We start from the raw sequence: 12,433 nt of genomic DNA, 5'->3' as shown, positions 1-12,433 counted from the left end.
CACGCTTTCGAGGAGTTACACACCGGGGATGAGGGAGATCAGCAGGTCGATGACCTTGATGCCGACGAAGGGCGCTATCAGTCCGCCGAGGCCGTAGACACTCAGGTTGCGGCGCAGCATCCTGTCCGCGCTCATCGGCCGGTACCGCACACCGCGCAGGGCGAGCGGGACCAGCACGACGATGATCAGCGCGTTGAAGACGACGGCGGAGAGGATCGCGGAGTCGGGCGAGGACAGCCGCATGATGTTGAGCCTGTCCAGGCCCGGGTAGACCGCCGCGAACAGCGCCGGAATGATCGCGAAGTACTTCGCGACGTCGTTGGCGATCGAGAAGGTCGTCAACGCACCCCGGGTGATGAGGAGTTGCTTGCCGATCCCGACGATCTCGATGAGCTTGGTCGGGTTCGAGTCGAGGTCGACCATGTTGCCGGCCTCCTTCGCGGCCGATGTGCCCGTGTTCATCGCCACGCCGACGTCGGCCTGCGCGAGGGCGGGTGCGTCGTTCGTGCCGTCCCCGGTCATCGCCACGAGCCTGCCGCCCGCCTGTTCCCGCTTGATGAGGGCCATCTTGTCCTCGGGCGTGGCCTCCGCGAGGAAGTCGTCCACCCCCGCCTCCTCGGCGATCGCCTTGGCCGTCAGCGGGTTGTCACCAGTGATCATGACGGTCCTGATGCCCATGCGGCGCAGCTCGTCGAACCGCTCACGCATGCCTTCCTTGACGACGTCCTTGAGATGGATCACGCCGAGCACCCGCGCGCCCTCGGCGTCCTCCACCGCCACCAGCAGCGGGGTGCCGCCCGCCTCGGAGATGGAATGGGAGATGGTGTCGGCGTCGTCGGCGACGGTGCCGCCCTGCTCCTCCACCCAGGCGAGCACCGAACCGGTGGCCCCCTTGCGGACCTTTCGGGCGGTGCCGTTCTCTGTGAGGTCGACACCGGACATGCGGGTCTGCGCGGTGAAGACGATCCACTCGGCTCCGTTCAGCTCTCCCTGGTGACGTTCACGCAGCCCGTACTTCTCCTTCGCCAGTACGACGATGGAGCGGCCCTCGGGCGTCTCGTCGGCCAGCGACGACAACTGGGCGGCATCCGCCACCTCGGCCTCGGTGGCGCCCCGTACGGGTACGAACTCGGCGGCCTGCCGGTTGCCGAGCGTGATGGTGCCGGTCTTGTCGAGCAGCAGTGTCGACACGTCACCCGCGGCCTCGACGGCCCGGCCCGACACGGCGAGTACGTTGCGCTGCACCAGCCGGTCCATGCCCGCAATGCCGATCGCGGACAGCAGCGCGCCGATGGTGGTCGGGATCAGGCAGACCAGGAGCGCCACCAGCACGACCATGCTCAGCTGCGTGCCCGCGTAGTGGGCGAACGGCGGCAGGGTGGCCACCGCGAGCAGGAACACGATCGTGAGGGACGCGAGCAGGATGTTCAGCGCGATCTCGTTGGGCGTCTTCTGGCGCGCGGCGCCCTCGACCAGGCTGATCATGCGGTCGATGAAGGTCTCACCGGGCTTCGTCGTGATCTTGATGACGACACGGTCGGACAGCACCTTCGTGCCCCCGGTGACCGCGGACCGGTCGCCGCCGGACTCGCGGATGACCGGTGCGGACTCACCGGTGATCGCCGACTCGTCGACGGACGCCACGCCCTCGACGACGTCACCGTCGCCGGGGACGACGTCGCCGGCCTCGCACACCACCAGGTCGCCGACGCGCAGCCCGGTGCCGGCCACCTGCTCCTCGCGGTCGCCCACGAGCCGCCGGGCCACGGTGTCCGTCCTCGCCCTGCGCAGCGTGTCGGCCTGCGCCTTGCCACGGCCCTCGGCCACCGCCTCGGCCAGGTTGGCGAAGATCACGGTGAGCCACAGCCAGGCGCTGATCGCCCAGCCGAACCAGTCACCCGGCGCCCTGAAGGAGAACACGGTCGTCAGAACCGAGCCCACCAGCACCACGAACATCACGGGTGACTTGACCATCACCCGCGGGTCGAGCTTGCGGAGGGCGTCCGGCAGCGACCTGACCAGCTGCTTCGGGTCGAACAGGCCCGCACCGACGCGCTGTGGGTCCTTGTGGCCGGGCGATGCCTCGCTGTGCGGCGCCCGGGTCGGAGTGGCTGTGGACATGGCGTCCTCTTGCTTCTCTGTGTGCTTCTCTGTGTCCTGCGCTGTGTCCTGCGCGGTGTGTTTCGCTTCTGCGCGCGTGGTCATGACGCCAGCCCTTCGGCCAGCGGACCGAGCGCCAGCGCCGGGAAGTAGGTCAGACCGGTGATGATCAGGATCGAGCCCACCAACAGCCCGGAGAAGAGCGGCTTTTCGGTGCGCAGCGTGCCCGCCGTCGCGGGCACCGGCGTCTGCTCGGCGAGCGAACCGGCCAGGGCGAGGACGAACACCATCGGCAGGAAACGGCCGAGCAGCATCACGAGACCCAGCGTGGTGTTGAACCACTGCGTGTCCGCGTTCAGCCCCGCGAAGGCCGAACCGTTGTTGTTCGCGGCCGACGAGTACGCGTAGAGGATCTCGGAGAAGCCGTGTGCCCCGCTGTTGGTCATCGAGTTGCCGGGGGTCGGCAGGGCCATCGCCGCGGCGGTGAAGACGAGTACCAGCGTCGGGGTGATGAGGATGTAGCAGGCCGCGAACTTGATCTCACGGGTGCCGATCTTCCTGCCGAGGTACTCGGGTGTGCGGCCGACCATGAGTCCGGCGATGAACACCGCGATGATCGCCATGACGAGCATGCCGTAGAGGCCGGAGCCGGTGCCGCCGGGCGCGATCTCGCCGAGTTGCATCCCCAGCATGGTGATGCCGCCGCCGAAGCCGGTGAACGACGAGTGGAAGGAGTCCACCGCGCCGGTCGAGGTGAGGGTGGTCGACACCGCGAAGATCGACGAGGCGCCGACGCCGATACGGGTCTCCTTGCCCTCCATCGCTCCGCCGGCGATGTCGAACGCCGGACCGTGGTGGGCGAACTCGGTCCACATCATCAGGGCGATGAAGCCGATCCAGATGGTGGCCATCGTGGCGAGGATCGCGTATCCCTGCTTCAGGCTGCCGACCATCCGGCCGAACGTCCGGGTCAGCGAGAAGGGGATCACGAGCAGCAGGAAGACCTCGAAGAGGTTGGAGAACGCGCTGGGGTTCTCGAAGGGGTGGGCGGAGTTGGCGTTGAAGTAGCCGCCGCCGTTGGTGCCCAGCTCCTTGATCGCCTCCTGCGAGGCCACCGCACCGCCGTTCCACTGCTGCGGACCGCCCGTGAACTGGCCGACCTCGTGGATGTCGGCGAAGTTCTGGATCGCGCCGCACGCCACCAGCACGAGGGCCGCGACGACGGACAGCGGCAGCAGGATACGGACGGTGCCGCGGACCAGGTCGGCCCAGAAGTTGCCGAGTTCGCCGGTGTGGGCGAGGGCCCCGCCGCTCGGACGAAGCCGTGAGCGGGAGAGGGAGAAGCCGCGTACGAGCGCGACGGCCACGGCGATGCCGACGGCCGCCGAGACGAAGTTCTGCACCGCGAGGCCACCGGTCTGCAGGACGTGGCCCATGGCCTGCTCGCCGTAGTACGACTGCCAGTTGGTGTTCGACACGAAGGAGGCGGCGGTGTTGAACGCCTGGTCCGGGTCGATGGAGGAGAACCCGAGCGAGCCGGGCAGGCTGCCCTGGAATCGCTGCAGCAGGTACAGGAAGACGACGCCGACCGCGGAGAAGGCAAGGACCGCGCGCAGGTAGGCGGGCCAGCGCATCTCGGTGTCCGGGTCGGCACCGATGCCCTTGTAGATCCACTTCTCGACGCGCAGGTGCTTGTCGGAGGAGTAGACGCGGGCCATGTAGTCGCCGAGGGGGCGATGGGTGAGAGCCAGTGCCGCTGCCAGAGCGAGCAGCTGGAGCACACCGGCGAGGACGGGGCTCATGGGGTGCTCAGAACCTCTCCGGGAACACGAGGGCGAGGACGAGATAGCCCAGCAGGGCGACGGCCACGACCAGGCCGACGATGTTTTCGGCGCTCACAGCTTCGTCACCCCCTTGGCGACAAGAGCCACCAGCGCGAACACCGCGATCGTGGTGACGACGAAGGCCAGGTCGGCCATCGCATGCTCCTAGATGAGGTTCGGATCGAACGGACGATTCGAGGAAACCTCCCCGGCGACCGGATGCGGCCGCCGTTGACACCTCCCATACGGCGCTCCGTCCGCCCTTGACGCATCCCTGACGCCCGGTGCGTCCACCTGTACGCCTGATGCGCCCGCCTGGCGAAAGCCCTGCTCAACGCTCGGCCGGGAGACGGCCCGGGCGGTGTTCACGTCCCCGGACCGGAACAGTCACAGCATGCGAGAGCCCGACTACGTCAGGTGATCCGTGTGCCCGGGGGCCGTGGCCACCACCATGCGGCAGCGCGGGCTGCCGTCGCTCCTGCGGCCGAACTCGGGCAGGGCGTACAGCTCGACCGCGAGGCCGGCACGGACCAGTTCCCGGCGTACGTCGCCGAGCCGGAACTCCCGGTAGTACATGACGAACGGCGGACGCCACACCGCGTTCCGCACCCGCATCGCCGCGTCGAATCCGAGCATGGCCCAGTAGCCGGGCGACCCGGGGCGGGCCGGAGCCACGATCGGGAAGGCGAACCGCCCGCCGGGCCGGAGCACCGAGCGGACCTGGGAGAACAGTCCTGGCAGTTCCCGGGGCAGGAAGTGCCCGAACGCCCCGAAGCTCACGACCAGATCGAAAGCCGGGCCGAACGGCAGGGCGCGTGCGTCCCCGCGCACCCACGTGGCGGCGGGCCCGCCGGGGCGCGCGCCTTCCCTCGCCACCGCGAGCATGCCCGCGCTGATGTCGACGCCGGTGACGCGCTCCCGGCAGACCGTCCGCAGCACGTCCATGCCCGCACCGGTGCCGCAGCACAGGTCGAGCCCGCTGTCGAACGGCCCGATTCCCCCAAGAACCCGAGCCGCGGACCGGAGGAACGGGTCCGGGGTCCGGAACGGGGTGTGGTCGAACTTCGGTGCGAGCAGGTCGTAGCCGTGCTCGACGGACGACAGCGCCTGCACGGCGAGTTCGCGGAACGTGGGGCCTTGCGGGGTGAACATCGCCGATCAGCTTAGAGCCTGCGCGGCGGGACGCGGCGCGCCCGGGCGACGACGGCTACGGGTCGGGCGACCTGCACGACGGCACCCTCCGGGCGGCGGCCGGAAAGCCGCCTCCGCGGGCCATGGCCATGGCGCGGCCTTCCCGGACGTTCCCCTGCCCTGTCACCCTCGACAGTGCCGATGCCATGCCGACGCCGGTCCGTCACCCGGTGTCGCAGGTGCCGTCACGCGTCCGACGTATCGCCCAGGGAAAGGCTGTACCGGTCCATGACCTCCTTCCGACCCGCTCCCGCCTGGCTGGCCGACGCCGTGTTCTACCAGATCTACCCGCAGTCGTTCGCGGACTCGAACGGCGACGGGATCGGCGACTTCGACGGCATCGCCGAGCGGCTGGATCACCTGTCCTGGCTCGGGGTGAACACGGTCTGGCTCAATCCGTGCTTCGTCTCCCCCTTCGGGGACGCCGGATACGACGTCGCCGACTACCTGAACGTGGCACCCCGCTACGGCTCCAACGACGACCTTGCGAAGCTCGTCGACCGGGCGGGCCGCCGCGGCATCCGCGTACTCCTCGACCTGGTCGCGGGGCACACCTCCGACCGGCACCCGTGGTTCACCGCGTCGGCGAACGACCCCGACGACCACCGCTACATCTGGGCACCCCAGGGCTGCCCGGACGGCTTCGTGGCCTCGCCGGGCAGCCGGCCCGGGGCGTATCTGCCGAACTTCTTCGCCTTCCAGCCCGCCCTCAACTTCGGTTACGCGCGCGAGAGTCCGGACGAGCCGTGGCGTCAGCCGGTGGACGCGCAGGGCCCGCGCGCCAACCGCGAGGCGCTGCGCACGATCATGGATCACTGGCTGGGCCTCGGGCTGTCGGGCTTCCGCGTCGACATGGCCTCGTCGCTCGTCAAGGATGACCCGGGCAAGGCCGAGACGAGCAGGATCTGGACGGAACTGCGCCACTGGCTGGACCGCACGCACCCGGAGGCGGTGCTCCTCTCGGAGTGGGGCGAGCCGGAGATCTCCGTCCCGGCCGGGTTCCACACGGACTTCTTCCTCCAGTTCGGCGGACCCGCCGACGGCCTCGCGCTGCGCTCGCTGTGGAGCAACGGCTCCGGGACCGTCAATCTCGAATGGGACCCGCTCGACTGCTTCTTCGACGCGAGCGGCAAGGGCTCACCGCGCCCCTTCGTCGAGGCCTGGCAGCGGGCGTCGACGGCTCTCGGCAGCAGCGGCTTCATCTCCCTGCCCACGTCCAACCACGACTTCTCCCGCCTCAACTGCGGCCCACGCTCGGCCGATCAGCTCCCGGCGGCCTTCGCCTTCCAGCTGACGTGGCCCACCCTGCCCGCCATCTACTACGGCGACGAGATCGGCATGCGGTACGTCCCCGGCCTCCCGGACACCGAGGGCAGCGTGCTCGGTCCCCGCTACAACCGCGCCGGCTCGCGCACACCGATGCAGTGGGACGACGGCCCGAACGCCGGGTTCTCGACGTCCGAGCACCCCTATCTGCCGGTCGACCCCGCCCCCGACCGCCCCACCGTCGCCGCCCAGCGCGCCGACGACACCTCTCTCCTCCATCTCGTGCACCGTCTCATCGCGCTGCGCACCGCGACTCCCGAGCTGGGGCCGAACGGCTCGGTGGAGGTGGTGCACGCGGGCTACCCCTTCGTGTACGTGCGCGGCGGGCGGTATCTCGTCGTCGTCAACCCTCAGCAGGGACAGGCGAGTTACCCCCTCGGGAACATCAGGCCCGGCCGGGCCCTCGAAGTGTCCGGCGTCGCCGCCGACGGCGGGACGATCACCGCCGAGGGGTTCGGGTACGGGATCTTCGAGCTGCCTGGCTGACCGGGCAGCCCCGACCGATCGACGGTGGGGCGGGTCGGTACGCCGGCGGGGATCACTTCCGTCGTGACACCCGTACGGGAAGCTCCCGGACACTGTTGCCCACGAAGCTGGAGTGGCGGGACAGGTCCGCCTCCCGCGTGGCGAGGTGGAGGTCGGGGAAGCGCGCGAACAGCCTCTCCAGGGCGATGGCGGACTCCATGCGGGCCAGCGGGGCGCCGAGGCAGTAGTGGGCACCGTGGCCGAGGGACAGATGCCGGGTGGTCCCGGCCCTGCCGGGCCTGGTGACGTCGAAGCGGTCGGCGTCGGGACCGTGCGCGGCCGGGTCACGGCCCGCGGCCGAGTAGCCGGCGAGGACGGGCGTGCCCCGGGGGATGACGGTGCCGTCGACCGTCAGGTCCCCGACCGGGTAGCGGAAGGGGAAGTAGCTGACGGGCGCGTCCCAGCGCAGCGTCTCCTCGACGACGTCGGCCCAGGCCACCTCGCCGCGCGTGACCCTCTCCAGTTGGTCGCGGTGGCCGCACAGGGCGCGCACGGCGTTGGTGATGAGGTTCAGCGTCGTCTCGTGCCCGGCGATGATCATCAGTACCAGGGTGCCGATGAGCTCCTCGTGGGTGAGCCGGTCGCCGCCCTCGTCGCGGGCGGCGATCAGGGCGCTGGTGAGGTCGTCGCCCGGCCGCCCGGTCCTGGCCGCGACGACCTCGCCCAGCACGGCCACCAGCTCCCGGTTGGCGGCGAGAACCCGGTCCGGGCCCATGTCCGTGGCGACGACCTGGTTCGACAGGACGTGGAGCCGGTCGCGGAACTCGGCGTCGACACCGAGCAGTTCCCCGATGACGCCCATCGGCAGCGGCAGCGCGAAGTGCGCGCGCAGGTCGGCGACTCCCCCGCCGTCCTCCGCCGCCTGCTGCAGGCCGTCGAGCAGATCAGCCGTCAACTCCTCGATGCGCGGCCGCAGTTCCTCCACCCGGCGGGCCGTGAACGCCTTGCTGACCAGTGAGCGCAGCCGCCGGTGGTCGTCGCCGTCCGCGGTCGTCATGCCCCGTACGGTCGCGAAGGTCGCCAGCGGCCACCCGGCACCCAGGCGGCCCTCCCGCAGTGCCGTGAAGTGCCCTGCGCCCTTGGCGACCTGGGGATGCGCAAGGAACTCCTTCAGGGCCTCGTGGCCCAGCACGGCCATGCCGTCCACCTCGCCGGGCAGGACGACCGCCGCGACGGCGCCCCGCGCGAGCAGGCGCGCGTTGTCGGCGTGCGGGCAGCCGCCCGCCGGGTCCAGGCGGTGCGGTGCGCCGGACGAACCGGGCGCGCTGTTCGACGGTTCGGCGGCCGTGCTGTCCAACACAATCTCCTGACTGCCGTCGACGGCCGTCGGAGGCCGTCACAGGAACGGGGTGCCCGGGTCGGCACGGAGCGCGTTCTGCCCGATCAGCGGCCTCAGTTCCCGTACGTGTTCGACGATCGAGGCATCGGCCATGGCGACCACCGTGACGTGAGGCGTCACCTCTGTCAACGCCGCGAAATCCGGCCGATCCCTCCTCACCGGACCAGGTAGTGCTACAGTTCCCTCAGCACTTGTGTACGCCTTCTCATGGCGCCGGTGCAGATTTCCTTCTCATCCTGCTGATCGGCCCGTCGACATCGACCGGCACAGCAACATCTCCGCACCACCTCTCTCGGCACGGCACGGGCTCCGCGTAGCACCGCGGATGCCTCGCCGTACGGCACGCACGAGTGGTACAGCCGTGGGCCTTCGCCCCGGCGTACCGCCACCCGAGAGGTGACGCATCCGCCGTGCGGGCGTGACGAAACCGCCCCCGCCCCGGCCTCTCCCCCCATCTCGCACGACCACACACACGAACCCGTCCGCGAAAGGACACCCCTCATGACCACCACACTCGAACGCCCGCCCGCTCCGGTCACACAGGAGCAGGCCACCGGCGTACTCGACATCACCTCGAACGGGCAGGGCCACCTGCGCACCGAGAACCTGCTCCCCCAGGCGGCCGACCTCCAGGTCCCCGCCGCACTGATCCGCCGCCACGGCCTGCGCAAGGGCGACCTCGTCGAAGGCGTACGCGGCCGACAGCGCGCCCTCACCGAGGTCGAGCGCGTCAACGGCCGCCCCGCCGACGAGGCACAGCGCCGCCCGCACTTCCGTGACCTCACGCCACTGCACCCCCGCGAGCGGCTGCGGCTCGAACACCCCGCGGGCGGCCTGTCCACCCGCCTCGTCGACCTGGTCGCACCGATCGGCAAGGGCCAGCGCGGCCTGATCGTGGCCCCGCCCAAGACCGGCAAGACCGTACTGCTCCAGCAGTTGGCCGCCGCCGTGGCAGGCAACCACCCCGAAGCCCATCTGATGGTGGTGCTCCTCGACGAGCGCCCCGAGGAGGTGACCGACATGCGCCGTTCCGTACGGGGCGAGGTGCTCGCCTCCACCTTCGACCAGAGCCCGAAGCAGCACATCGCGCTCGCCGAGCTGGCCGTGGAGCACGCCAAGCGACGGGTCGAGGCGGGCCAGGACGTCGTGATCCTCCTCGACTCGCTCACCCGGCTGTGCCGGGCGCACAACAACGTGGCCGCCGCGGGTGGCCGCACCCTCAGCGGCGGTGTCGACGCGGCCTCGCTCCACGGGCCCAAGCGGCTCTTCGGCGCCGCGCGGCTCGCCGAGGAGGGCGGCTCCCTCACCATCCTCGCCACGGCGCTCGTCGAGACGGGCTCCCGCGCCGACGACTTCTACTTCGAGGAACTCAAGGGCACCGGCAACATGGAGCTCCGCCTGGACCGCGCCCTCTCGTCCCGCCGTGTCTATCCCGCCGTCGACATCACCCCGTCCGGCACCCGCCGCGAGGAACTCCTCCTCCCGGCAGCCGAGTTGACTGCCCTGCGAGGCCTGCGGCGTGCCCTGATCTCCCGCGGGGAGGGCCAGGCCGGCCTGGAAACCCTGCTGGAGCGGATGCGGCAGACCCCGAACAACGCGGCGTTCTTGAAGCAGGTCCAGCAGACGGTGCCGGGCGGTCAGTAGACCGTGCCCGCACCACGCGCTCCCCGCCACCGCCGCCGTGAAGATGCCGGGCTCCTGCCTGGGGACGCCGGGCTCCGGGAGGCGCCGCCGGACTGCGCTTCAGGGCTTCGCCGACGATGGACAGACGAACGGCCGTTGCGGCATCCGGGTGTTCGACGGCTCCGTTCGGCCGGGGCAGCCCGCTGTGCGACCTGGGCGTTCCTACGTTTGCGGTATGACCATCGGATTCTCTGCCCGCACGGCTGTCTCCTGCTCCGCCCTGTGTGCCGTCGGGGCGCTCGCCCTCGCGCCGGGACCGGCCGCGGCCCTCGGCGGAGCGGACACGACCGCCACCGGGTCCCGCGCCGGCACGGGCAGCGCACACGCCGGACCCGCTCCGAGCACCGCGACCCCTCCCCCCTCGACACTGGACCGCCCCGGCACGCACGTCCGCCCCCGGGCGGGGGCGCCCAGGATGCCGCAGGGCATCTCCGCCCGGTCGTGGCTGGTGGCCGACGCCGACACCGGCGAGGTGCTCGCGGCACACAACGCCCACCTCAGGCTGCCTCCCGCCAGCACGCTCAAGACGCTCTTCGCGGTGACCGTGCTGCCCGTGCTGCCCGCGGCGGTCCGGCACACCGTCACCGAGCAGGACCTGGCGGGCATCGGCGCCGGCAGCAGCCTCGTCGGAGTCGCCGCCGGGCGGACCTACCGGGCCGCCGACCTGTGGCGGGGCGTCTTCCTGAACTCGGGCAACGACGCGGTCCACGTCCTCGCCGAGATGAACGGCGGCTGGCGCAGCACGGCTGCCCAGATGCAGGCCAAGGCGCAGTCCCTGGGCGCCCGTGACACCCGGGTCGTCTCCCCCGACGGCTACGACATGCCGGGCCAGGTGTCGTCCGCCTACGACCTGGCCGTCTTCGGGCGCGCCGGGCTGCGCAACACCGACTTCGTCCGCTACTGCGCCACCGTCCGCGCGAAGTTCCCCGCCGGGGGCTGGGCGTACGAGATCCAGAACACCAACCGGCTGCTGACCGGCGCCGACGGGGTCGCGCCCTATCGGGGGCTCATCGGCATCAAGAACGGTTACACCTCGCGGGCGGGCAGCACGCTCGTCTCCGCCGCGCGCCGAGGTGGGCGCACCCTCGTCGTCACGGTGATGAACCCTCAGTCGGGCAGCCGGTTCGCCGTGTACGAGGAGACCCGCTCGCTGCTCGACTGGGGATTCGGGGCCGCCGGGCGGGTCGAGCCGGTCGGGTCGCTCCTGCCGCGGCCCGTGCCACAGGCCGCCCCGGCGCCGGCGGCAGCGCCTCAGCCGGGTCCCGGATCGGCGACGGCACCGCAGGCGGGTCCGCCGGCACCCGGGGACAAGGCCGACGACGAGTCCGGCGGTCCGGGTGACTGGCTGGCGGAAGCGGCGACGCTGGCGGGCGCCGCCGGTCTCGGCGCGGCCGGCGTGTGGCTGGTCCTCCGGCTGCACGGTGGGCGCTCCGCGCGGCACTGACCGACGGGCAGGCCGAACAGCAGACCCAGCGTGATCCACACGTATGTGTTGCCGCCGACGAAGCCGTCGATGCCCGACGCGTCGTCGAACCACAGCCAGACGACGCTGCTGCACAGCAGGACGTACAGCGCCCCGGCGACCCACAGCAGCCGTCCGCGCCGCAGGCCCGCCCCGGCCAGGATCGCGAGCGCGGGCAGCAGCCAGACGAGGTGGTGCACCCAGGTGATCGGGCTGACGAGGCAGGCGGCGAGCGCGGTCAGGGCGAAGGCACCGAGGACGTCGTCCGCGGCGAGGGCCCGGCGTACGCGCCACACCCACACCGCGAGGACGGCGAGCACCGCCAGCGCCCAGGCGGCGCGACTCGGTTCCGCGGGGTCGGCGAGCCGGGCCAGTACGCCCTGCAGCGACTGGTTGGAGACGTAGGCGAGGCGGCCGATGCGTGTCGTGTCCCAGACCGCCTCGGTCCAGTAGAAGCGGGAGGCGTCCGGGGCGGCCCAGGCCGCGAGGGCGGTGGCGGCCGCGGCGACCGCCGTCGCCGTCCCCGCCGCACGCGGGCGCCGGGCGAGCAGCAGCAGAACGATGAAGATCGTGGGCGTGAGTTTGACCGCGGCGGCGAGGCCGATCCCGACACCCGCCCAGCGGCCCCGGCCTGTCGCCAGCAGCCGGGCGTCGCCGAGGACGAGGGCCAGCAGCACCAGGTTGACCTGTCCGAAGCTGAACGTGTCGCGGACCGGTTCGAGGAGTGCCAGCAGGCAGACCGTCACGGCCAGGCCGAACCACCCGTACCGGCGCAGCCTGTGCCCGGCCAGCACGTGCAGGACGAAAGCCGTCGCGGCGAGGTTGAGCAGCAGGCATACGGCGATCGCGGCAGGCAGTCCGAGCAGGGCCATCGGGAGCATGCTGACCGCCGCGAACGGCGGGTAGGTGAATCCGTACGCCGTCCCCGGCACCCGGTAGTCGTAGAGGTGGCCGCCGTGGTGGACCCACGCGTCGACCGCCCCG

8 protein-coding genes and 1 pseudogene are annotated in these 12,433 nt (G+C 71.3%); 3 read left to right on the top strand and 6 right to left on the bottom strand.

Annotation, left to right across the window (positions count from 1 at the left end; genetic code table 11):
* Positions 1–15 precede the first annotated feature (15 nt).
* From kdpB to KUF83_RS26495, 4 genes are all read right to left on the bottom strand, one after another.
* The gene (kdpB, locus tag KUF83_RS26510) at positions 16–2,121 is read right to left on the bottom strand and encodes a potassium-transporting ATPase subunit KdpB (protein ID WP_217457442.1); all 2,106 of its coding nucleotides are present in this window, start codon (positions 2,119–2,121) and stop codon (positions 16–18) included.
* 80 nt (positions 2,122–2,201) lie between these two features.
* On the bottom strand, positions 2,202–3,902 hold the full coding sequence (gene kdpA, locus KUF83_RS26505; protein ID WP_217457441.1) for a potassium-transporting ATPase subunit KdpA: 1,701 nt from the start codon (positions 3,900–3,902) through the stop codon (positions 2,202–2,204).
* A gap of 7 nt (positions 3,903–3,909) precedes the next feature.
* Positions 3,910–3,999, bottom strand: a complete 90-nt coding sequence (gene kdpF, locus KUF83_RS26500; RefSeq protein WP_073491767.1) for a K(+)-transporting ATPase subunit F — start codon at positions 3,997–3,999, stop codon at positions 3,910–3,912.
* A gap of 332 nt (positions 4,000–4,331) precedes the next feature.
* Positions 4,332–5,075 (bottom strand): class I SAM-dependent methyltransferase, encoded by a 744-nt coding sequence (locus tag KUF83_RS26495; RefSeq protein WP_217457440.1) that lies wholly within the window; start codon positions 5,073–5,075, stop codon positions 4,332–4,334.
* A gap of 267 nt (positions 5,076–5,342) precedes the next feature.
* On the opposite strand from KUF83_RS26495, the gene KUF83_RS26490 reads away from it, so the two are divergent.
* Positions 5,343–6,926, top strand: a complete 1,584-nt coding sequence (locus tag KUF83_RS26490; protein WP_217457439.1) for an alpha-amylase family glycosyl hydrolase — start codon at positions 5,343–5,345, stop codon at positions 6,924–6,926.
* 52 nt (positions 6,927–6,978) lie between these two features.
* On the opposite strand, the gene KUF83_RS26485 is transcribed toward KUF83_RS26490, so the two are convergent.
* Positions 6,979–8,262, bottom strand: coding sequence for a cytochrome P450 (locus tag KUF83_RS26485; RefSeq protein WP_217457438.1), 1,284 nt, complete (start codon positions 8,260–8,262; stop codon positions 6,979–6,981).
* A gap of 543 nt (positions 8,263–8,805) precedes the next feature.
* Between KUF83_RS26485 and rho the strand changes: the two genes are divergently transcribed.
* Together rho and KUF83_RS26475 are read left to right on the top strand one after the other, a co-directional pair.
* On the top strand, positions 8,806–9,948 hold the full coding sequence (rho, locus tag KUF83_RS26480; protein WP_217457437.1) for a transcription termination factor Rho: 1,143 nt from the start codon (positions 8,806–8,808) through the stop codon (positions 9,946–9,948).
* A gap of 214 nt (positions 9,949–10,162) precedes the next feature.
* Positions 10,163–11,431, top strand: coding sequence for a D-alanyl-D-alanine carboxypeptidase family protein (locus KUF83_RS26475; protein WP_254644402.1), 1,269 nt, complete (start codon positions 10,163–10,165; stop codon positions 11,429–11,431).
* A gap of 287 nt (positions 11,432–11,718) precedes the next feature.
* On the opposite strand, the pseudogene KUF83_RS42095 reads toward KUF83_RS26475, so the two are convergent.
* Positions 11,719–12,321 (bottom strand): annotated as a pseudogene (locus tag KUF83_RS42095) (glycosyltransferase family 87 protein); the annotation flags it as partial.
* Positions 12,322–12,433 lie beyond the last annotated feature (112 nt).

The organism is Streptomyces sp. BV286, from assembly GCF_019090165.1.
Taxonomy (GTDB): domain Bacteria; phylum Actinomycetota; class Actinomycetes; order Streptomycetales; family Streptomycetaceae; genus Streptomyces.
The sequence above is the reverse complement of the archived record's forward strand: the minus strand, read 5'-3'. Positions and strand labels throughout refer to the sequence as shown.

Bases quoted from the DNA above. Each gene is read 5' to 3' on its own strand.
- kdpB (WP_217457442.1), bottom strand. From the start codon at position 2,121: ATGTCCACAGCCACTCCGACCCGGGCGCCGCACAGCGAGGCATCGCCC.
- kdpA (WP_217457441.1), bottom strand. From the start codon at position 3,902: ATGAGCCCCGTCCTCGCCGGTGTGCTCCAGCTGCTCGCTCTGGCAGCG.
- KUF83_RS26495 (WP_217457440.1), bottom strand. From the start codon at position 5,075: ATGTTCACCCCGCAAGGCCCCACGTTCCGCGAACTCGCCGTGCAGGCG.
- KUF83_RS26490 (WP_217457439.1), top strand. From the start codon at position 5,343: ATGACCTCCTTCCGACCCGCTCCCGCCTGGCTGGCCGACGCCGTGTTC.
- rho (WP_217457437.1), top strand. From the start codon at position 8,806: ATGACCACCACACTCGAACGCCCGCCCGCTCCGGTCACACAGGAGCAG.
- KUF83_RS26475 (WP_254644402.1), top strand. From the start codon at position 10,163: ATGACCATCGGATTCTCTGCCCGCACGGCTGTCTCCTGCTCCGCCCTG.